This window comes from Undibacterium sp. YM2 (assembly GCF_009937975.1).
Taxonomy (GTDB): domain Bacteria; phylum Pseudomonadota; class Gammaproteobacteria; order Burkholderiales; family Burkholderiaceae_D; genus Undibacterium.
The window spans coordinates 4,174,630-4,192,379 of the sequence record NZ_AP018441.1; the positions used below are offsets into that span (position 1 = coordinate 4,174,630).

Annotated in this window: 12 protein-coding genes and 1 riboswitch; of the genes, 8 read left to right on the forward strand and 4 right to left on the reverse strand. The window is 54.5% G+C overall.

Translation table 11 applies throughout. From position 1 onward, the window contains the following. The first annotated feature begins 8 nt into the window (after nt 1-8). The 3 genes from metE to fdhF all read left to right on the forward strand — a co-directional run bounded on the left by metE (nt 9) and on the right by fdhF (nt 6,562). Complete coding sequence (metE, locus tag UNDYM_RS18745) at nt 9-2,309, forward strand: 5-methyltetrahydropteroyltriglutamate--homocysteine S-methyltransferase (RefSeq protein ID WP_162042393.1); 2,301 nt, start codon at nt 9-11, stop codon at nt 2,307-2,309. A 123-nt stretch (nt 2,310-2,432) separates the two neighbouring features. After that, a complete protein-coding gene (locus UNDYM_RS18750) occupies nt 2,433-3,899 on the forward strand; it encodes an NADH-quinone oxidoreductase subunit F (protein ID WP_162042394.1) in 1,467 nt (488 codons plus the stop codon). After that, nucleotides 3,881-6,562: a formate dehydrogenase subunit alpha gene (gene fdhF, locus UNDYM_RS18755; RefSeq protein WP_162042395.1), complete on the forward strand. Its 2,682-nt coding sequence runs from the start codon at nt 3,881-3,883 to the stop codon at nt 6,560-6,562. The genes UNDYM_RS18750 and fdhF overlap by 19 nt, the downstream gene beginning before the upstream one ends. 97 nt (nt 6,563-6,659) lie before the next feature. Here the strand turns inward: fdhF and UNDYM_RS18760 are convergent, their stop codons facing one another. The 3 genes from UNDYM_RS18760 to UNDYM_RS18770 form a co-directional block, all read right to left on the reverse strand. Then, the gene (locus UNDYM_RS18760; RefSeq protein ID WP_162042396.1) at nt 6,660-7,487 is read right to left on the reverse strand and encodes a hypothetical protein; all 828 of its coding nucleotides are present in this window, start codon (nt 7,485-7,487) and stop codon (nt 6,660-6,662) included. A gap of 87 nt (nt 7,488-7,574) precedes the next feature. Further along, a complete protein-coding gene (locus UNDYM_RS18765) occupies nt 7,575-7,883 on the reverse strand; it encodes a putative quinol monooxygenase (protein ID WP_162042397.1) in 309 nt (102 codons plus the stop codon). Nucleotides 7,884-7,945: 62 nt separating this feature from the next. Then, nucleotides 7,946-8,428: a hypothetical protein gene (locus tag UNDYM_RS18770; protein ID WP_162042398.1), complete on the reverse strand. Its 483-nt coding sequence runs from the start codon at nt 8,426-8,428 to the stop codon at nt 7,946-7,948. Nucleotides 8,429-8,630: 202 nt separating this feature from the next. Further along, nucleotides 8,631-8,869: riboswitch (cobalamin riboswitch) on the forward strand. A 281-nt stretch (nt 8,870-9,150) separates the two neighbouring features. On the opposite strand from UNDYM_RS18770, the gene UNDYM_RS18775 reads away from it, so the two are divergent. The 5 genes from UNDYM_RS18775 to mmsB all read left to right on the forward strand — a co-directional run bounded on the left by UNDYM_RS18775 (nt 9,151) and on the right by mmsB (nt 14,897). Beyond that, nucleotides 9,151-10,662, forward strand: a complete 1,512-nt coding sequence (locus UNDYM_RS18775; RefSeq protein WP_162042399.1) for a CoA-acylating methylmalonate-semialdehyde dehydrogenase — start codon at nt 9,151-9,153, stop codon at nt 10,660-10,662. Between the two features lie 10 nt (nt 10,663-10,672). After that, nucleotides 10,673-11,833: an acyl-CoA dehydrogenase family protein gene (locus tag UNDYM_RS18780; RefSeq protein ID WP_162042400.1), complete on the forward strand. Its 1,161-nt coding sequence runs from the start codon at nt 10,673-10,675 to the stop codon at nt 11,831-11,833. Then, a complete protein-coding gene (locus UNDYM_RS18785) occupies nt 11,830-12,621 on the forward strand; it encodes an enoyl-CoA hydratase (protein ID WP_162042401.1) in 792 nt (263 codons plus the stop codon). Before UNDYM_RS18780 ends, UNDYM_RS18785 begins: the two co-directional genes overlap by 4 nt. Then, nucleotides 12,618-13,805 carry an enoyl-CoA hydratase/isomerase family protein gene (locus UNDYM_RS18790; RefSeq protein ID WP_162042402.1) on the forward strand — a complete coding sequence of 396 codons (1,188 nt, stop codon included), beginning with the start codon at nt 12,618-12,620 and terminating at the stop codon, nt 13,803-13,805. Before UNDYM_RS18785 ends, UNDYM_RS18790 begins: the two co-directional genes overlap by 4 nt. 192 nt (nt 13,806-13,997) lie before the next feature. Then, a complete protein-coding gene (mmsB, locus tag UNDYM_RS18795; RefSeq protein WP_162042403.1) occupies nt 13,998-14,897 on the forward strand; it encodes a 3-hydroxyisobutyrate dehydrogenase in 900 nt (299 codons plus the stop codon). An 82-nt stretch (nt 14,898-14,979) separates the two neighbouring features. Here the strand turns inward: mmsB and UNDYM_RS18800 are convergent, their stop codons facing one another. Next, nucleotides 14,980-17,709, reverse strand: a complete 2,730-nt coding sequence (locus tag UNDYM_RS18800; protein ID WP_162042404.1) for a diguanylate cyclase domain-containing protein — start codon at nt 17,707-17,709, stop codon at nt 14,980-14,982. Nucleotides 17,710-17,750 lie beyond the last annotated feature (41 nt).

The window sequence follows — 17,750 nt, forward strand, 5'->3', positions numbered from 1 at the left end:
GAAATGAAATGACAACAGCACACACCCTGGGCTTCCCCCGCATCGGCGCCCAAAGAGAATTGAAATTCGCGCAAGAATCCTTCTGGCGCGGCGATATCACCGAAGCCACACTGCATGAAACCGGTGCCGATTTGCGCGCCCGCCATTGGGGTTTGCAAAAGCAGGCTGGCCTCGATTTTGTCAGCGTTGGTGACTTTGCCTGGTATGACCAGGTCTTGAACACCCTGGCCTTGCTGGGCGCCCTGCCTACGCGCTTTGGCTTTGATGCAAAAAAACTGAACCTGGCAGACTACTACGTCGCCGCCCGTGGTAACCCCCAGCACTTTGCGATGGAAATGACCAAATGGTTTGACACCAACTACCATTACCTCGTACCAGAGTGGACAGCCGACACCAGCTTTGATGGCGGCACAGACTGGCTATTTGAAGAACTCACACAAGCCCAGTCCCTGGGCCACAAAGCCAAAGCCACCCTGGTTGGCCCCCTGACCCTGCTCTACCTCGGCAAGATCAAAAGCGGCCTGGACATCAAACTCGATTTGCTACCCAAAATCATCCCCGCCTACCAGCGCCTGCTGGCCCGCCTGCAAGAGCAAGGCGTTGAATGGGTGCAGATAGATGAACCTATCCTGGCACTGGACCTCGACAATGCCTGGCTGGATGCCTTTGTGCTGGCCTACAATGCCCTCGCACAAAACACACCCAAGTTGCTGCTATCGACTTACTTTGAATCAGTGCAGGAACGCGCCGCCCTGTTGCATGCCCTGCCTGTCGCTGGCATTCACCTGGACCTGGTACGCGCTCCTCAGCAACTGTCTGCTCTGCTGGTCAACTGGCCGCAAGACCGCGTATTGTCCGCAGGTATCATCGATGGCCGCAATATCTGGCGGGCAGACCTGACAGGCTTGCTGGCCAGCCTGCAAACCGCCCACGCGCAATTGGGCGACAATTTGTGGCTGGCCGCAAGTTGCTCTCTGCTGCATGTACCGGTGGATCTCGCAGCAGAGACAGCGCTCGATGCAGAAACCCTGAGCTGGCTGGCTTTTGCCACCCAAAAACTTGATGAAATCGTCGCCCTCAAGCAAGCCCTGAATGGCAATGCTGCCAGCGTCGCCCAGCAATTCAAGGCTGCAGAGCAGGCTGTCACCAGCCGCCGCACCTCAGTACGCATCCACAACCCCATCGTACAAAAACGCCTGGCCTCGGTTACAGAACAGGATGTCACCCGTCACCATGCTTTTGCTGGCCGTATCAGCGAACAGCAAAAGCGTTTTGCGCTGCCCCTGTTCCCGACCACCAGCATAGGCTCTTTCCCGCAAACCAAGACCATACGCCAGGCCCGCGCGGCGTATAAACGTGGTGACTTGTCGCATCTCGAATACCTCGAAGCCATGCGCGCAGAAATCCGCCTGGTCGTTGAGCAACAAGAAAAGCTCGACATCGACGTGCTGGTGCATGGCGAACCAGAGCGTAATGACATGGTCGAATATTTCGGCGAACAACTCTGGGGCTATGGCTTCACCCTGAATGGCTGGGTACAAAGCTATGGCTCACGCTGCGTCAAACCGCCCTTCATCTATGGTGATGTCTATCGCCCGGAAGCCATGACCGTCAGTTGGAGCGAATACGCCCAAAGCCTGACCGCTAAAACCATGAAAGGCATGCTGACCGGCCCCGTCACCATGCTGCAATGGTCCTTCGTGCGCGACGACCAGCCACGCTCCACCACCGCCCTGCAAATCGCCCTGGCCTTGCGTGATGAAGTTGCCGACCTCGAAAAAGCTGGCATAGGCATGATACAGATAGACGAACCCGCCTTCCGCGAGGGCCTGCCGCTGAAACAGCAAGACTGGTCCGCCTATCTCGACTGGGCAGTACGTGCCTTCAAGCTGAGTTCAGCCGTCGTCAGGGACGATACGCAAATCCACACCCACATGTGCTATTCAGAATTCAACGACATCCTGCCCTGGATAGCCGCCATGGATGCCGACGTCATCACCATAGAAACCTCGCGCTCGGACATGGAATTGCTCGACGGCTTCGGCGAATTCGCCTACCCGAATGACATAGGCCCCGGCGTCTACGACATCCATTCACCACGCGTGCCCAAGGTCAGCGAAATGCAAAGGCTGCTACAAAAAGCCCGCAGCGTACTCCCCGACGCCCGTCTCTGGGTCAACCCCGACTGCGGCCTCAAAACCCGCGACTGGCCAGAGACGATAGCTGCGCTGGAAAACATGGTGCAGGCAGCCAAGTTGTTGAGAGCGACTGTGGCGGCAAATGATGAGGAGCATCAGGATTGTTGCTAAATCAGTGCCAGCCATGCTCATGCTGGCATTCCTTGATACAGCTCAATTGACAATGCTGGCAGCTATGCCATATTGAAAGCTGGCATAGGCGCTATGCCCGTACAGCGTTTCATATTGGCTTATATGGACCACATCCTTGCACGGCTTGCCAGCGACAGCTTTTATCACTTGTCCCATGCATCCCTGACGGGCAGTCGCTGTCAGGGGCTGGCCTGTTTTGCTGCAAGGCAGCAAGATCCTGCGTGTTGGAAGCAGGCGTGCCAGAGCAGCCCCACCGTATTTTGCCTGGGCCAGTGTTATCGTGGCCCGGCACGGCAGGGTGAGGATGCACTTCCCCATATCGCCAGCCATGCCCGCGCATCAGTCCTGCTCGGCAATGTCGCCAATGCTGCTGTGCTTGATCTGGCAGCGTATTGCAAGACAGGCGGCGGACAGGCTTTACACCAGGTCCTGCGCATGGACAGCGCCGCAGTCATGCAGCAGATCAGCGCTTCAGGCTTGCGTGGCCGGGGCGGCGCGGCCTTCCCTACGGGTCTGAAATGGCAATTGCTGGCCGAGCAAAAAGCGGACTGCAAATACCTGGTCGCCAATGCCGATGAGGGCGACCCCGGCAGCTTTAGTGACCGCCTGCTGATGGAGAGAGACCCTTACCGTCTGATAGAAGCCATGCTCATCGCAGGTATTACCGTCGGTGCCCGTCTGGGCTACATCTACCTGCGCCGTGAATATGAGCAAACAGCCAGTATGCTGCAGGCAGCAATCGCACAGGCGCGGGCGGCAGGCTGGCTGGGCCAGCATGTACTTGGCAGTGCACATGGCTTTGAAATACATCTCGTCATCGGCAAAGGCAGTTACCTTTGCGGTGAAGAAACCGCCATGCTCAATGCTATCGAAGACAGGCGGCCAGAAGCCAGGCTGCGCCCACCGCAAATCACCGAACTGGGTTTATACAGCAAACCAACGCTGGTCAATAATGTCGAAACCCTGTGCTCCATCCCCTGGATCATCACCCATGGCGCTGCCGCCTACGCAGCCCTGGGCACGCCAGAGAGCCCTGGCACCAAGCTCTTGTCACTCAATGCTGTCTTCAAGCGGCCTGGCCTGTATGAAGTCGAATTTGGCATCAGCCTGCGTGACATCGTCGACAAGCTCGGCCTGGGTTTGAAGCAAGGCCAGCTCAAAGGCCTGATGATAGGCGGCCCACTGGCAGGTGTGATACCACCACAATTGCTTGATACCCCGCTCGCTTATCAAAGCCTGCAGCAAATTGGCGGCGCTGTCGGTCATGGTGGCGTCATCGCTTTTGATGACAGTTGCAGCATTGCCGAACTGGTGGCGCAGGTATTTCGCTTTGGTGCCTTTGAGTCCTGCGGCAAATGCACGCCCTGCCATCACGGCGCGGCAGAAATCTCTCGCCACTTTGACGACATACTGCAAGGTGGGCACTGGAATGCAAGTCGCTGGCAGGCCCTGGTAACAGCATTGGCTGATGCCAGCCTGTGCGGCCATGGGCGCGGCCTGGCAGAGTTCGCACAGTCAATTCAACGCCATTACCATGCGGAGTTGCAGACATGCTTCACATCAGCATAAATGGCCAGGCATGCTCAGTAGCAGAAGGCAGCAGCCTCCTGGAAGCCTTGCGCGATAATGGCTGCCAGCCACCTCACCCCTGTCATGATGACAGGCTCAAGCCCATAGGTGCATGCAGACTGTGCCTGGTGGAAGTCGAAGGGCAAGCCCGCCCCGTATCCAGTTGCGCCACCGCAGTCATTGATGGCATGGCCATACATACAGCAACACCACGCCTGCAATCACTGCTGCATACCAACCTCTCGCTACTGGCGGATAATTATCCTGCCACGGCAATGAGTGAGCAGGCTGAGCACCCCTTCCATCAATTGCTGAAACAAAATGGCATAAGCGCTGGTAGCAATCACCAATCACCTATTTTCAAGGATGACAGCCACCCTTATCTGGGTATAGACATGGACAGGTGCATACACTGCCAGCGCTGCGTACGCATCTGCGACGAAGTACAGGGGCAATTTGTCTGGAAAGTCTGGGGCAAGGGCGAGCAAACCCATATCGCCCCGGCAGATGGCAAGAGCCTGCTCAGCAGCGGCTGCGTATCATGCGGCGCCTGCGCCGACACCTGCCCGACCGGCGCAATTTTTGACAAGCGCAGCACAGGGCCGGTTGATCATTTGACCAAAACCACCTGCGTCTATTGCGGTGTCGGATGCCAGATGGAAGTCGACAGCCACGACAATAAAGTCGTCGCCATCAAGCCAACGGATAGCCCTGTCAATCACGGCCATCTGTGCGTCAAGGGCCGCTATGCCTACGACTTTACACACGCCCCGGATCGCATCACCCAGCCCATGCTGCGCAGGGGCAGTGACTGGTATACAGTTTCATGGGAAGAAGCCCTGAGCTTCACTGCCAGCCGCCTGCAAGAACTGCGCAACAAGTATGGCGCAGACAGCCTGGGCGTATTAGGTTCAGCCCGCGCCACCAATGAAGAAAACTATCTCGCGCAGAAATTTGCCCGCGTAGTGCTGGGCACCAATAATGTCGATTGCTGCGCCAGGGTTTGCCATCAGCCATCCGCCAAGGCCCTCAAGACCATGCTGGGTACGGGCGCAGCGACCAATTCATTCGATGACATAGAACACAGCAGCCTGTTCATGCTATGCGGTTGCAACCCGACAGAAAACCACCCCATCGTCGGCGCCCGCATCAAACAGGCAGTGCGCGCCGGGGCTGGCCTCATCGTCATCGATCCGCGCCGTACCGAGCTGGCAGCCTGCGCCGATATACACCTGGCCTTGCGCCCCGGCACCAACGTGTCGCTGTTCAATGCCATGGCCGCCACCCTGCTCGAAGAAGGTTTGCAGGATGACGACTACATCGCCATGCGCGTTGATGGTCTGGCAGGTTTCCACAGTTTCATCACAGCCTATGCGCCAGAACAGGTCGCCAGCCAGTGCGGTGTTCAGGCAGGCGACATACGCCGCGCCGCCCGCATGTATGCGCAAGCCAAGCCCGCCATGTGTTTTCACGGTCTTGGCATGACCGAACACCTGCAAGGTACGCAAGGCGTCATGAGCCTGATCAACCTCGCCCTGCTGACCGGCAACCTGGGCAAGCGCGGCAGTGGCATCAACCCCTTGCGCGGCCAAAACAATGTCCAGGGTTCAGCCCAGATGGGATGCGAGCCCGCCTCGCTGACAGGCGCGCAAAACCTGGCCGATGCCAAGGTACGCGCCAGCTTCGAGCAAGCCTGGGGCACGAGCTTGCCAACAAGCGCAGGGCTGGATTTGCCTGCCATGCTGGCAGCCGCCAGTTCGGGTAAATTCAAAGCCATGTGGGTCATGGGATATGACATCGCCATGTCCATGCCCAATGCCAATCAAACCCTGGCAGCCCTGGCGCAACTGGAACTCGTCGTCGTGCAAGACCTCTTCCTTAACGAAACTGCCAAGGCAGTGGGCCATGTCTTCTTCCCTGCAGCCAGTGTGTTTGAAAAAGACGGCAGCTTTATGAACGCCGACCGTCGTGTACAAAGAGTCAGGCAAGTCGTCAACAGCCCTGGTGAGGCAAAACCAGACTGGCAGATCATCACAGAACTGGCCAGACACATGGGCCATGAGCAGGGCTTCATATTCGATGACCCGCAAGCCATCTGGGATGAAATACGCAGCGTCTGGCCAGCCAGCGCCGGTCTCAGTTACCAGCGCCTGCAAAACGAAAGCCTGCAATGGCCCTGCCCCGCCACTCTAGACGACAATCATCCCGGCACAGCCGTCCTGCACCAGCAAGGCTTTGGTGTCGCCCCCAAAGCAAGCCTGGCCTGCATCCCATATCAGCCCACAGCAGAAGTCTGCGATGATGACTACCCCCTGCTACTGACAACGGGCCGCGAGCTGTATCACTTCAATGCAGGCACCATGACTTACCGTAGCCCCAATGCTGTGCTCAAACCCACCGACACCCTCGACATCTCACCCTCCGACGCCCGGCAGCTAGGCCTTGCACAGGGCCAGCCAGCCCAGATCAGCAGCCGCTATGGCACAGCAGTCCTGCCTGTACACATCACAGACAAAATGCAGGTCGGCCAGTTGTTTTGTAGCTTCCACCGCGCAGACTTGAATGTCAATGCGCTGACCTCGCCTTACTGTGACAATCTGGTGCATGCGCCGGAGTACAAAGTCACGGCGGTGAGAGTGATGGGTTTGGGAGATAAATATTGAAATTTTTATTAGGGAATTTTTTACCCTTTGACGATGTATCTTAAATTATCGCGACTACAGAAAATACCGGATCACGATGCCTGATACGCCGCGCTAACTAGTCCAGCTTTGCGACTTCGTCTTCACTGTTCAAGCCAAATGACACCAGGCGGTCTATACGGTCAGGGTGATGTTTTTTCAAATAATCAATATTCCCATATCCTTCTGGTGCAGAGATATTCTGGATATTCATTTTATTCATTACACCGACTGTTGCAACCCATACCCGTTTGTAAAAGACAGGTTCATGCCCTAGCCTGGTTATATACTCATTGACATTTATTTTCTTGAAAAACTGCCGCTGTTCAGACAATAATTGATTGGAACCCTCGTACCGCAATTTATCACTATCCAAATACGCTATTTGCTCCGTGGACGCTTTCCCAGCTAAAGAAAGCGCCAAATAGTCCTCATACTTCTTATTCATTTCCCTGATAGTCCATTGCTCCGCACTACCATGCCAGATAACCAATGCGGAAGGCCTGATTATTTTTGTTTTTGCTGCGGTAAATACATAGTTTGCGCATGCAGACATGCACAAACTAGGCACTTCGACCTCAATCTGATTGTCGTATACCCAATGTCCAAAAATGATGCCGAAGTGAGCATCTCCTCCCTGGGAATTAATGTATAGACGCTCTATTTTTTTGTCCGCCGCAGCAGAAATAAAGTCATTGACCGTTTCATCTATGACTCCCAAATAAAGACCTACATTACCTAAAAAATAGAATTTTGCAGGCACCTCGTTTTTTTTCGATTTAGATTCATCAGCCATTGCACTAAATGATAATGCTGCCATTACCAGCGCAACCGCGACCTGTTTATATACCTTCATGCACATGGAATTCAAATTAATTTTGTTTAATAAGTCTGTTTGGCGTCTCAACACTTCTCTCCTGCAGGAAGGCGATATTTCATCTTAAAGTACAGATTAAAATTATGAGCTCTAGCTATGTTAATACGATCGTCAAAATCAGGAAGTCTTCACCCACATCGGCGTCAACGCCGTCACCTGCGGCGGGCCAGATAACAAAGGTTCGACATCGACCAGATAAGCAGCATAACTGGCTGTCTGCAAAAATGCCTGTGAGGCTTCTGCGCTGCTGTATTGCTGAAACGCACAGATCACGTCCGGATCAGCATTGTCAAAGCAATAGAAATAGGCCAGGTGGCCAGGATTAGCTGCAACAGCCGGGGCCATATGTTTTTCCCAGACAGCGCGCACTTCGTCGCGTTTTCCTGGCTGGGTTTTGTGTTTAATGATGACGGCAAAAGTGTTCATAGAGCTTTCAGTCCTGTGTTTGCATTAATTGTTTATATAAGGTACTCGCTAAAACTGTTGTGCTAAACCTCAGCAAGGACCACATATTTTCTAAATTCATTTTTCAGTGCCAATACATGAGCTGCAAATTGCGCTTCAGTATAGTTAACTTCATCCAGCCATTGCCAGTAGCTGACAGTCAACTCTCCATCATCAATGCCTATTGCAACATCAGGATTTTCGAGATCAAAGACCTGCACAGCACATAATCTCAACCGGGGCATGCGCCGCTGAAGAGTTAGTAACGATGCCTTAGCAATTTTTCTGGCACAGACATCAAACGAGTTGTCTTGCCCATCAATTTCAACTATTTTTTCACTAACGATGACGATTTCCCCACCCTCTTCTTTTGCTCTTTCAAAGTAGTGCAAGAGCAGGTTTGTTTGTGCTGTTTTCTTGTGTGCCAACGTAAGCGACTTCAGTATCTGGGCAAGCGCGGCAATGATTTTTTCATGATCATCACTGGCAGCCAAAGTGAGGAGAGTTGCTGTATTTCTCAATCTCATAAAAAATCCTTTTTTAGTCACAAAGACCTGATCAACCTGATTTTAAGTAAAATTTTTATTTTGCTTCAGGAGAATCGGGCGCAAGTAAAAAAGCGGCTTTATTCAGGCATCAAAGTAATCAATATCAAAATAGCAAAACCCATTTTAACTTCACCCTGAATTTTTTTCACCAATTAACGTTTACGTTAACGTCAATTCTTGTGCTATTCTAAAAATAACAGGTGCACGGCCCAATCTCTTGGGCTGTGTTAAACGGGAAAGTGGTCGTCCTGATCGCTGTCACTAGCAAGTGACAGTAGGTATCAAGACCCAAGCCCCTGCTGCCTCCGCAACGGTAAGCGAGTGCGGTTACATCATCCACGCCACTGGTCAGGCCTGACTGGGAAGGCGATGTAACAAGACTTGCGAGCCCGGATACCGGCCTGTTGATCGCTGAGAAAAACATTGCGGAAGGCGGTGTTTGGGATATGGCATGGCACGCCTGATGGTGGGCGGGTGCTTGTCTTCAATACTGTTCTTTCACTGTTTTTCCAAGGTCTGGTCACGTACGGAAGGTGCGTGGCGGGTGTGCGTCCACATGGCGTATGCCCATGGTCAGGATGGTTGCTGCGGCAGATTTCTGCAGGTGGCGGCTGTCTTGTTTTCAGGCATCAGTGCGGCTGTTGTTGCGGGCGTGGCCCGCCGTCTGTCCGTGCGCAATCAGGAAAGTACAGGAAATCATCATGGCAACTCTTACCCAGGTTCCCAACGTCAAACTGCTCATCAACGGCGAACTGATAGACTCCAAATCCACGCAATGGCGCAATGTGATCAACCCGGCCACGCAACAGGTGCTGGCCCATGTGCCATTTGCCACGCCAGAAGAAATGCAGGCGGCAGTCGATGCTGCCAAGGCCGCTTTCAAGACCTGGCGCAAGACGGCGATAGGCACACGTGCCCGCATCTTCCTCAAATACCAGCAACTGATACGTGAAAACATGGCCGAGCTGGCCGCATTGCTGACAGCTGAACAGGGCAAGACCCTGGCTGATGCTGAAGGCGATATCTTCCGTGGCCTGGAAGTGGTTGAACATGCTGCCAATATCGGTAACCTGCAAATGGGCGAAATCGCCAACAACGTCGCCAGCGGCGTTGATACCTATACCCTGAACCAGCCGCTCGGTGTGTGTGCTGGCATTACCCCTTTCAACTTCCCGGCCATGATACCGCTGTGGATGTTTCCTATGGCGATTGCCTGTGGCAATACCTTCATCCTGAAACCATCTGAGCAAGACCCCATGGTCACCATGCGCCTGGCGGAGTTGGCGATGCAGGCTGGCATACCACCTGGCGTGCTGAATGTGGTGCATGGTGGTGAAGACGTCGTCAATGCGATTTGCGACCACCCTGATATCAAGGCCGTGTCCTTCGTAGGCTCCACCCGCGTAGGCACACATGTATATAACCGTGCGACACTGGCGGGCAAACGTGCACAGTGCATGATGGGTGCCAAGAACCACGCCATCGTCCTGCCAGATGCAAATAAAGAACAAACCCTGAACAACCTCGCCGGTGCTGCGTTTGGTGCGGCTGGCCAGCGTTGCATGGCATTGTCCGTGGTGATACTGGTTGGCGAAGCCAATCAATGGGTGCCAGACTTGCTGGACCGAGCACGCAGCCTCAAGATCAATGCGGGTGCTGAAGCCAATACAGACATAGGCCCGGTCATTTCATGCACCGCCAAAGAACGCGTAGAAAGCCTGATCGCCCAGGGTATTGCAGAAGGCGCGACACTGGTGCTGGATGGCCGCGCACCGCAAGTGCCTGGCTATGAGCATGGCAACTTCGTTGGCCCTACGGTCTTCACCGGTGTGAAGCCCGGCATGCGTGTGTATGAAGAAGAAATCTTTGGACCTGTATTGTGCATCATGCAGGCAGATACTCTGGCTGACGCTATCGCCATCATCAATGCCAACCCTAACGGCAATGGCACGGCATTATTCACCCAGTCTGGCGCTGCGGCTCGCACTTTTGAAGAAGATATCGATGTAGGCCAGATCGGCATCAACGTGCCTATCCCTGTGCCTGTGCCGCTGTTTTCTTTCACAGGTTCACGCGCATCCAAACTTGGTGACCTGGGACCTTATGGTAAACAGGTCATACAGTTCTACACCCAGACCAAGACCATTACGGCACGCTGGTTTGATGACAGCGTCAGCGCTGGCAAGGTGAATACGACGATTTCGTTGAAATAGGGAAATCGCCATGGACTTCGATCTTAGTGAAGACCAGCGCGCCTACCAACAATCTGCCCGCAGCTTTGCCGCCCATGAAATGGCGGCACAGGCGGCGCATTGGGATGCCAATGCCCACTTCCCCCTGGACGTGATTGCTCACGCCGGGGAGTTGGGCTTTTGCGGCCTGTATGTGCCAGAAGAACTGGGCGGGCTGGGTTTAACGCGGCTGGATGCGGCAATCGTGTTTGAAGAACTGGCACGCGCCTGCCCTTCGACCACGGCTTACATCACTATCCACAACATGGCAAGCTGGATGATTGCCCACTGGGCCACGCCAGAAGTGCAGCAGGAGTGGGTACCCAGACTGGCGGCGGGCAAAAAGCTGGCCTCTTACTGCCTGACCGAGGCGGGCGCAGGTTCTGACGCGGCCTCGCTACGCACTACCGCCATACTTGACGGTGACAGCTACGTGCTCAACGGCAGCAAGGCCTTCATCTCTGGTGCAGGCGCCACCAATATGCTGGTGGTGATGGCACGCAGCGGCGGTGATGGTGCGGGTGGCATATCAGCCTTTGCGGTACCGGCAGACTTGCCGGGCATCAGCTATGGCAAAAAAGAAGACAAGATGGGCTGGAACAGCCAGCCCACCCGTACCGTGAATTTTGACCAGGTGCGCGTGCCGCACAATCATTTGCTCGGTGAAGAAGGCATGGGCTTCCGTATTGCCATGCGCGGGCTCGATGGCGGCCGCATCAATATCGCCACCTGCTCCATCGGTGCAGCGCAATCTGCCCTGAACAGTGCGCACAACTACATGAATGAACGCATGCAGTTCCAGAAAAAACTGGCCGATTTTCAGGTGCTGCAATTCAAGCTCGCTGACATGCAAACCGAGCTGGTCGCCGCCCGCCAGATGGTGCGTCTGGCTGCCAGCAAGCTCGACAGCAAGGCCGCCAATGCCTCTGTCTATTGCGCCATGGCCAAGCGCCTGGCGACCGACACCGGCTTTACCGTCTGCAATGAGGCGCTGCAAATCCACGGCGGTTATGGCTATATACGCGAATATCCGCTGGAGCGTTTCCTGCGCGATGTCAGGGTGCACCAGATACTCGAAGGCACGAATGAAATCATGCGCGTCATCGTCGCCCGCCACATGCTGAGTCAAGACACTACCGAGGAGTTTTTATGAGCAAGTATGCCAACTACACCAACCTGCAATGCGAAATCATAGGCCACACCGCCCTGGTCACCATTGCCAATCCGCCCGCCAATACCTGGACATCAGCGGGTTTGCAGGCATTGACGCAACTGGTCAATGACTTGAATGCCGATGCTGATATCTACAGCCTCGTCATCACAGGCTCAGGCCAGAAGTTCTTTTCAGCAGGCGCAGATTTAAAATTATTTGCCGATGGCGACAAGGCCGTGGCGCTGGACATGGCGCGCCGCTTTGGTGAAGCCTTTGAAACCCTGAGCCGCTTCCGTGGTGTATCGATTGCTGCCATCAATGGCTATGCCATGGGCGGTGGTCTTGAATGTGCCTTGGCCTGCGATTTGCGCATTGCCGAGACCCAGGCGCAACTGGCCCTGCCAGAAGCCGCAGTCGGTTTGCTGCCCTGCGCTGGCGGCACGCAAAATCTGGCCTGGCTGGTCGGTGAAGGCTGGGCCAAGCGCCTGATCTTGTGTGGTGAACGTGTCGATGCTGCTACTGCCCTGCGCATAGGTCTGGTAGAAGAAGTGGTCGCCACCGGCGGCGCACTGGAACACGCACTTGCGCTGGCCAAACAGGTAGGCAAGCAAAGCCCCAGCAGCGTCAAGGCATGCAAACAACTGATACAAGGCGCACGCCAGCAACCAATGAACACCGTGCTGCCACAAGAACGCGAAGCCTTCCTGGCCCTGTTTGATACCGCCGATCAAAAAGAAGGCGTTACTGCCTTTTTGGAAAAACGTCCACCCGTGTGGAGGAATGCATGAGCGACGCTCCAGTCCTGTTCCAAACCCTGCCTGCCGCCAATGGCATGCAACTAGGCGTGGCCACCCTCAATTCAGAAAAAACCCTGAATGCCCTGTCCAAAGAGATGGTGCATTTACTGGGCAAGCAATTGCATGCCTGGGATGAAGATGACAGCATCGCCATGGTGGTCTTGCAGGCCGCTGGCGAGAAAGCATTTTGCGCAGGTGGTGATTTGCAAAACCTGTACGCCAGCATGCGTGAGCATCATGCCTCCGATAAAAAAGACGACTTGCTGGGCAATGCCTATGCGCTGGATTTTTTTGAGCAGGAATACCGTCTCGACTACCAGATCCATACTTTCCGCAAACCCATCTTATGCTGGGGCCATGGCATCGTCATGGGTGGCGGCATAGGCTTGATGGCCGGTGCCAGCCACCGCGTCGTCACAGAAAAATCCCGTCTCGCCATGCCTGAGATTGCGATTGGTCTCTTCCCCGATGTAGGCGGCACCTGGTTCTTGAACCGCATGCCGGGCAAGCTGGGCTTGTTCCTGGCCCTGACGGGTGCCAACATCAATGCCAGCGACGCCGTATTTGTGAAGCTGGCCGACCTGCAATTGCCACATGAGAGCAAGGCAGAACTGCTGGCCCGCCTGCAAGCCTGCGAATGGAGCAGACAAGCAGAAAACAATCATCTGCGCCTGAGTCATGTCCTGCATGAACAACAACGCAATGCCAATGTGGTCATCAGCGCTGGGCCTTTGCGCCAGCATTTCGATCTCATCAATCAACTGTGCAGCGCTGCTGACCTGGGCACTATCATCGGCAATATCTGCCAGCTTGATGCAAGCGTAGTCAACGATGATATTTGGCTGCAAAAAGCCGTCACCAGCCTGCAAAAAGGCAGCCCGACATCCGCCTGGCTGGCGCATGCTCTGCAAGAACGCGGCAAACATTTGTCGCTGGCAGAAATCTTCCGCATGGAACTGGTGGCAGCACTCGCCTGCGCGCAGGGCCATGATTTTGCAGAAGGGATACGGGCCTTGATTGTGGATAAAGATCAAAAGCCGCAATGGTTGCCGGGTAGTTTGGATGCATTGCAGCCGCGAGATGGCGAGCGATATTTTGCGCGTCTTTGGGCGGCAGAGCAGCATCCATTGCGGGATTTAGGTGTGGGTGAAAATATGCAAAAAAGAGCTGCGTAAGTATCAAGCCGTATTCCGTAGGTTGGGCTACGCTTCATCAGCCCAACACTCGGCCTTGCAATAACGTACGTCGTTTTTCAACCGCACAGTGTTGGGCTGGTAAACCCTAGCCCAACCTACGATCGGCCCAACATGCGCGACACGGACGCCCAACACGCTAAACAAAGAACACGTAAAACCAGGAGATAAACCATGTCAAACCAATCCAAAATCGCTTTCATCGGCCTCGGCAACATGGGCGCGCCCATGGCCCTTAACCTGCTCAAGGCAGGCTACCCACTCACCGTCTTCGACCTCTCCCCTGTCGCCCTGATAACGCTGACAGATGCCGGCGCACTGGCCGCAAGCAACGCAAAGCAAGCCATAGAAGGCGCAGACATCGTCATCAGCATGCTGCCCGCCAGCCGCCATGTAGAAAGCCTCTACCTCGGCGATGACGGCATACTCCCCCACATCGCCAGCGGCGCAATGATCATAGACTGCAGCACCATTGCCCCGCAATCTGCAAAAAAGGTCGCGCAAGCCGCAACCGCGCGTGGGCTGGCAATGGTAGATGCCCCGGTATCGGGCGGCACAGCAGGCGCAGCGGCAGGCACGCTGACCTTCATAGTCGGTGGCAGCACAGACGACCTCGAACGCGCCCGCCCTGTACTGAACGCCATGGGCAAAAACATCTTTCACGCTGGTGAACATGGTGCAGGGCAAACCGCCAAAATCTGCAACAACATGCTGCTGGGCATACTCATGGCAGGCACGGCAGAAGCGCTGGCGCTGGGCGTGGCCAACGGGCTTGATCCCAAGGTGCTGTCCGACATCATGAGCAAAAGCTCAGGCCGCAACTGGGCACTGGAACTCTACAACCCCTACCCCGGCGTCATGGAAAATGCACCCGCATCACGAGGCTACACCGGCGGCTTTGGCGTAGACCTGATGCTCAAAGACCTGGGCCTGGCAACCGAAGCCGCGCTGGGTAGCAATTCCAGTATCCCGCTGGGTGAAGCGGTGCGCAACCTGTATGGTATCCATAGCAAGGCGGGGGCTGGCGGCAAGGATTTTTCCAGCATACTTGAGTTGTTGAAGAACCGGGAATAAAAGCGAATGAAGGGACAGGCTTCGCCAGCGAGTTGGCGACATGAGTATTCAAGCGAAACCTGTCCCCTGATTTAAATAGCACTTACTCCAACTGCAAGACCTTGAAATTATTCCGCCCCGCCTTCTTGGCCAGGTACAAAGCTTCATCCGCCTTCTTCAGCATCTCGCCAGCATTGGAATTATGTTCTGACGAAATCGCCACGCCTATGCTGGTGGTCACCATCAGGGGTTTGCCTTCTATATCAAAAGGCGTAGTCATGGCTTGCACGATTTTGCTGGCGACCATGTCGGCTTCGCTGTGCATGTTCAGGCCTTCGAGTACGATGACGAATTCATCGCCTGCGAGGCGGCCTGCAAGATCAGTCTGGCGTATGCAGTGCTTGAGGCGGCTGGCGAATTCCTGCAAGACCAGGTCGCCGGCATGGTGGCCCAAGGTGTCGTTGATGCTCTTGAATTTATCGACATCCAGGAACATCATCGCCATCAGGCGGCCTGTACGTTGTGAACGGGCGCTGGCCTGTTCCATTCTTTCATTGATCTGGTTACGGTTGGGCAAGCCGGTCAGGGTGTCGAACCTGGCCAGGGCCAGCAATTGCCGCTCCACGGCCTTGGCGTCACTGATATCGTTGATGAGGCTGTTGACGCCGACCACTTTGCCGTTGCCATCATATTGCGGCACATAGGTAGCGTGGTAATGACCCGTCTTGCCTGCAACGCTGATCTCGGTTTCAAATTCGGTTTTTTCACCTGCCATGGCGAGTTTGTAATGCTCATGATGCTCTTGCTGCATGGCGCCCGACAACAGCGCCAATACCGGCTGGCAGCGTATTTCTGACAAGGGCAGATTGAACCAGGCCTCATACGGGCGGTTCACAAACTGATAACGGTTTTCACTATCGATGAGGCTGACAAAGGCGGGAATATTGTCGGCAATGGTGCGCAACAGGCCTTCGCTGGCAGCGAGTTTGAGCTCTGCCTCTTTGCGCGCGGTGATATCGATGACCATGGAATAATAACCCAGGGTGGCGCCCTCGGCATTGGTGTCGGGCACGTATTCATACTGCAAAAAGCGTTTGATATTACGCTCAGGCGCATAGCGTTCAAACGAGACTTTTTCGCCATGCAGGGCGCGCTGCATCTTGTCCTTCAATTCAAGATAAGACTGTTCACCAAACACTTCGCGCACGGTCTTACCTATCAGATGTACGGGCTCCAGGCCTGGTATCTGGCCATAATTGCGGTTGCAGAACTGGTAGCGCTCGCTGGCATCGACATAGGCTATCATCGCAGGCACATTGTCGGTGATGGTGCGTACACGTTTTTCACTGCGGGTCAGATCATCCTGCACACGCTTGAATTCGGTGACGTCTTCTACCAGTACAAAAAAACCATCGACCTGGCCGGATTTGTTAAAGTCGGGCACATAGGTCACCCTGTCCCATTCCCAATAACCATAGCGCTCGACGCGGCGCTCAAAGCAAGTCCATTCACCATTCAAGACCTGAGTCACATAGGGTTTGGTATGACGATAGAATTCCGGTGTAGAAATCTGCTTGATGGTCTTGCCTATTGCCTGCTGGGCGGTCAGGCCAAACAAGTGTTCTATGCGCTTGTTGACGAAGGTATATTGCTCGCGGTAATCGACATAGGCGATAAAGGCTGACATATTGTCTGCAATCAGGCGCAGTTTCTTTTCACTGGCACTGAGGGCCGCCTCGGCATCCCTGCGTTTGATCATGGCATCATCAAAAGCCTTGGCCAGGTCGCCTATCTCATCCCTGGGGTATTCTTTATTTGCTTGTGCCAGCAAAAAATTGGTGTCGCCATTATTGACCTTGTCGCGCAGTTTTTGCAAAGGTGCGAGCTGCCAGTACATGAACCACCAGACCAGCAACAACAAAGTCAGCAGCAATGCGAGGCTGAGCAAGACTGCTTCACGCCTCACCTTTGCGACGATGCTGAAGGCCTCGTTGGTGGGAAATACACCGGCAATCAGCCAGCCTACCGACTTCAGACGGCGGTAACTCAGTATGGCTTCATCCTTGGTATTGTCATTGGTGGTCAAGCTGCCTTCCAGTGCATTGAAGGCACTTTCTGGTATCTGGTTTTTGTCTGGCGATTCGCGGCTGTTTTTTAATATCTGCCTGTGATCAGGATGGGTGACAAAGACACCCTCGGTGGTCTGCACGTAAAAATAGCCTTGTTCGCCAATTTTGGCTGTCGCCAGGTCAGCCAGGAAGCTGTCCTGCGTCAGTTCTATGGTGCCCACCAGTACCAGCAGCATCTTGCCACTGGGGTCAAAGACAGGTACACACACCACTACCAGAGGCCGCCCGGACAGACCGCTTTTCAAAGGCTTAGATATGGTGATCTTTTTTTGTTTGATCGCCCTATGAAAATAATCGCGGCTGCTGATATTGAGTTGCCCTTTGGTATCAGGATTATCCATGTTGGCCAGGATATCCCCTTGCAGATCAAATACAGCCAGATTATCAAACAAGCCATCGAGGCTATGATAGCGCTCCAGAAAACCCTGAATCTTCTGCTCACTGATATCGTCTGACCCCAGGTCACTGGCCAGCCGTATCAGGGCGTTTTTCCTGAGTTCTACCTTCTGGTCAATTTCATTGCCTACATTGGCAATCAGGCTGGATTGTCTCGCCACGATGAGCTTTTCCAGTGCGCTTTCAAATACTGACGAAGCCAGCGCGTACAGCAAACTCAGGGAGAGGACAAAGAAAATCGCCACCGCCACGGTCAGGCGGGTTTTGAGGGTGATATTACGAAAACGAAATAGTCGGTATGGCGACATGTCTTTCGAAATAATGAATGAATCCCAAGGACAATATTAGC

Coding starts and splice junctions, on each gene's coding strand:
- fdhF (WP_162042395.1), top strand. CDS start 3,881: ATGCTTCACATCAGCATAAATGGCCAGGCATGCTCAGTAGCAGAAGGC.
- UNDYM_RS18775 (WP_162042399.1), top strand. CDS start 9,151: ATGGCAACTCTTACCCAGGTTCCCAACGTCAAACTGCTCATCAACGGC.
- UNDYM_RS18765 (WP_162042397.1), bottom strand. CDS start 7,883: ATGAACACTTTTGCCGTCATCATTAAACACAAAACCCAGCCAGGAAAA.
- UNDYM_RS18790 (WP_162042402.1), top strand. CDS start 12,618: ATGAGCGACGCTCCAGTCCTGTTCCAAACCCTGCCTGCCGCCAATGGC.
- UNDYM_RS18770 (WP_162042398.1), bottom strand. CDS start 8,428: ATGAGATTGAGAAATACAGCAACTCTCCTCACTTTGGCTGCCAGTGAT.
- UNDYM_RS18750 (WP_162042394.1), top strand. CDS start 2,433: ATGGACCACATCCTTGCACGGCTTGCCAGCGACAGCTTTTATCACTTG.
- metE (WP_162042393.1), top strand. CDS start 9: ATGACAACAGCACACACCCTGGGCTTCCCCCGCATCGGCGCCCAAAGA.
- UNDYM_RS18800 (WP_162042404.1), bottom strand. CDS start 17,709: ATGTCGCCATACCGACTATTTCGTTTTCGTAATATCACCCTCAAAACC.
- UNDYM_RS18785 (WP_162042401.1), top strand. CDS start 11,830: ATGAGCAAGTATGCCAACTACACCAACCTGCAATGCGAAATCATAGGC.
- mmsB (WP_162042403.1), top strand. CDS start 13,998: ATGTCAAACCAATCCAAAATCGCTTTCATCGGCCTCGGCAACATGGGC.
- UNDYM_RS18780 (WP_162042400.1), top strand. CDS start 10,673: ATGGACTTCGATCTTAGTGAAGACCAGCGCGCCTACCAACAATCTGCC.